This window comes from Stygiolobus sp. CP850M, from assembly GCF_037389425.1.
Classification (GTDB): domain Archaea; phylum Thermoproteota; class Thermoprotei_A; order Sulfolobales; family Sulfolobaceae; genus Stygiolobus.
The window spans coordinates 1-2593 of record NZ_JBBHKR010000025.1 but is presented as its reverse complement, the minus strand read 5'-3'; the positions used below and the strand labels follow the sequence as shown (position 1 = coordinate 2593).

3 protein-coding genes are annotated in these 2593 nt (G+C 36.8%); all 3 read left to right on the top strand.

Going from position 1 to position 2593, the window contains the following annotated elements; genetic code table 11:
• Positions 1-289, top strand: a 289-nt coding sequence (locus tag WIW89_RS01205) for a hypothetical protein (protein ID WP_337719459.1), incomplete at its 5' end; no start/stop codon positions are given.
• Between the two features lie 429 nt (positions 290-718).
• Positions 719-1948 carry an ATP-binding protein gene (locus WIW89_RS01200; protein ID WP_337719458.1) on the top strand — a complete coding sequence of 410 codons (1230 nt, stop codon included), beginning with the start codon at positions 719-721 and terminating at the stop codon, positions 1946-1948.
• 25 nt (positions 1949-1973) lie between these two features.
• Entirely contained in the window at positions 1974-2297 is a 324-nt protein-coding gene (locus WIW89_RS01195; RefSeq protein ID WP_337719460.1) for a CBS domain-containing protein, read from the top strand.
• Positions 2298-2593: the final 296 nt, after the last annotated feature.

The following is a 2593-nucleotide window of genomic DNA, read 5'->3' as shown; positions in this document are numbered from 1 at the left end:
AATAGAGAATATCAGAAAATTATTCAATGTATTATTGAGGGCGAATTTACAAGAGCTTCCTCAGGATATCCAGACAATTGTATGCGAAGTTAGAAAATACCTGGATGATCCTAATAATCTGAAATCAAATTATTTGAATCTAAAGAATTTTATATTAAACCAGTTTCAATCTCATAATACTATAAGAAGATTAAAGGACGTATACAAGGAAATCATAAATGGCACTTATAACGTGTTCGATCCCGACGATCTACATGCTTTAATGTATTTCTTGCAAGATGATAAATAATTATTCAATAAGTAGTGTAGTTTTATTTAATTGGAGCTTTAGCGTATCACATAAACTCTAGCTTTATAATGCCTTAGCAACGCGGCGTAGAGATTTTTGCTATCGGTCTCAACAAAGAGCCTCATCTTCACATTCTTGTTCTTTAATGCCTTCATTATCTTCTCAATCTCCTCTTTATCATCAATCTCTATAACATACTTATTATGAAATAATTGCAGTTACAGGCTATAAAGATAACCTAATCAACTTGAATATTACTATTTATTAACGACAGAGGAAGACTAACCTTTGTCAAGGACTTGTACGATCTATCTATTTCTCATGGCTTTATATGATTGTAGTAACGATCGTTGCCGTATCAATTCTTTTTAAACCTCTTGATACTCATAGTATCAATTCTTTTTAAACCTCTTGATACTCATAGTATCAATGGAAGAAAACATTTGGTGGAGAGGAAAAGATTACATAGAGGATGATATAGATATCAAGAAATGGAACTCTGCTAAGTTTAAGTGGATTCCGAAAGAGATGGATAAAGTCTCTCTTCAACCATTCTCCTTAAACTTTATTGTAGGACCTAGGCAAAGTGGAAAGACCACTCTCATAAAACTTCTTATTAAGAGACTACTTGAGCTAAATCACCACCCCCTCTCAATATTCTACTGTAGTTGCGATCTTGTTTCTGACTATGAGGAACTGTTAAAGAGGATAAAGGAGTATTTAAAGACCAGAACACAAGAGGGTATAAAATCCTCATTCATTTTCCTAGATGAAGTCACCTTTGTGAAGGACTGGTATAGGGCAGTAAAGTACTTAATTGACTCCGGCGAAGTGTTGAGCGATGTATTTACCATTTCCGGCTCAAGTTCCCTAACTATCCTGAAACAAAAGGAGAGTTTTCCGGGCAGAAGAGGTAATGGGACTGATGTGGTGCTGTATCCTCTCAGTTTCTCCAACTACGTTAAGGTAATTAATCCCAGAATTGAAATAAAGCCCGGTTGGTATGGTGAAATTGAAGAGCTCTTTCAGAGCTACATAAAAATAGGTGGATTACCGCCCTCAATTAACGGTCTATCTCCGCTGAAAACATATATAGATTGGATCATTTACGAGATAAACAAGGTAGGGAGAGATGAAACTCTAGCTAAGCAAATTCTTTCCGCAATTCTTTCTACGACACCCAGTAAGATAAGTTATAATTCCATTGCTAAAGACATAGGAGTAAATCACAGGACTGTAGCTGAATATATGAAACTATTCAACGACATGTTTTTGACCTTAACACTTCATTTCATAGACGTGAACACAGCTTACTTTAACTACAAAAAGCAGATCAAGATACACTTTCTAGACCCATTGTTTTACGATGCAATATCTCTATGGACTGGAGTTAAAAAGCCGGACGAGCCTATAATCGTTGAGGGAGTAGTTGCGTCGCATCTCTCTAGAATTTATAACATAGGGTACACTGAAGTAGGTAAGGAAGAGATAGACGTCGTAACTCTGCCTGAAGTCGTCGGATATGAGGTAAAATATAGGGAGAGGGCAAGGCAGGTTAAAGCTATTGCAGGAAAAATGAAGAAAGTCATTACGTTATCAAAGAACGGGGAAAACGACACAGTTCCGGTTCACTTATTTCTTGCTGAACTGAACGCGTAGTTTAGTTCAATTAAATTTAGGGAGTATAGCTAAAGCAATGGAAGAGAATTTAGTTAGCTCAGTGGTTCTGAAGGAGAGCGATAAAGTATTAGGCATAGTAACTGAAAGGGATATAGTAAGGGCTGTAAGTAAGGGTATAAGCCGTGACAGTCTGACTTTCGATATCGCGAGTAAAAATATCATAAAGATTGATTATCACAAAAGTATATATGACGCTTACGATATAATGATAAGGAGTAACATAAGGCATTTAGTGATAGAAAAGGATGGTGAATGTGTAGGAGTAGTATCCATTAAAGAATTGAGTAAACCCTTGTCACTTATGTTAGCTGAAAACATGAGTTATTAAGCGAGAACAAAAAACACTTTTCCTCTTCTTATTTTTTCCCAGTTTTCCAAATCCTGAACCATCGTAACCGGTGATAATTATCGCCTTTGGGCTTAGAATCTCGTAAACTAGATATCCGTGCAATAATACGTCACGCTTCACTTGACTTCCGTTTGTCCCTATACTTTCATTTCACTCATTTTATGTTCATTCATGGTCGAGTGTAGGGACTTAGCCCTCAACCACAAGTAGGTCATGGGACTCCTTCAAGCCCAACGGCACGGGACTCACATCTCTGCAATCACTCCCACCCTTCT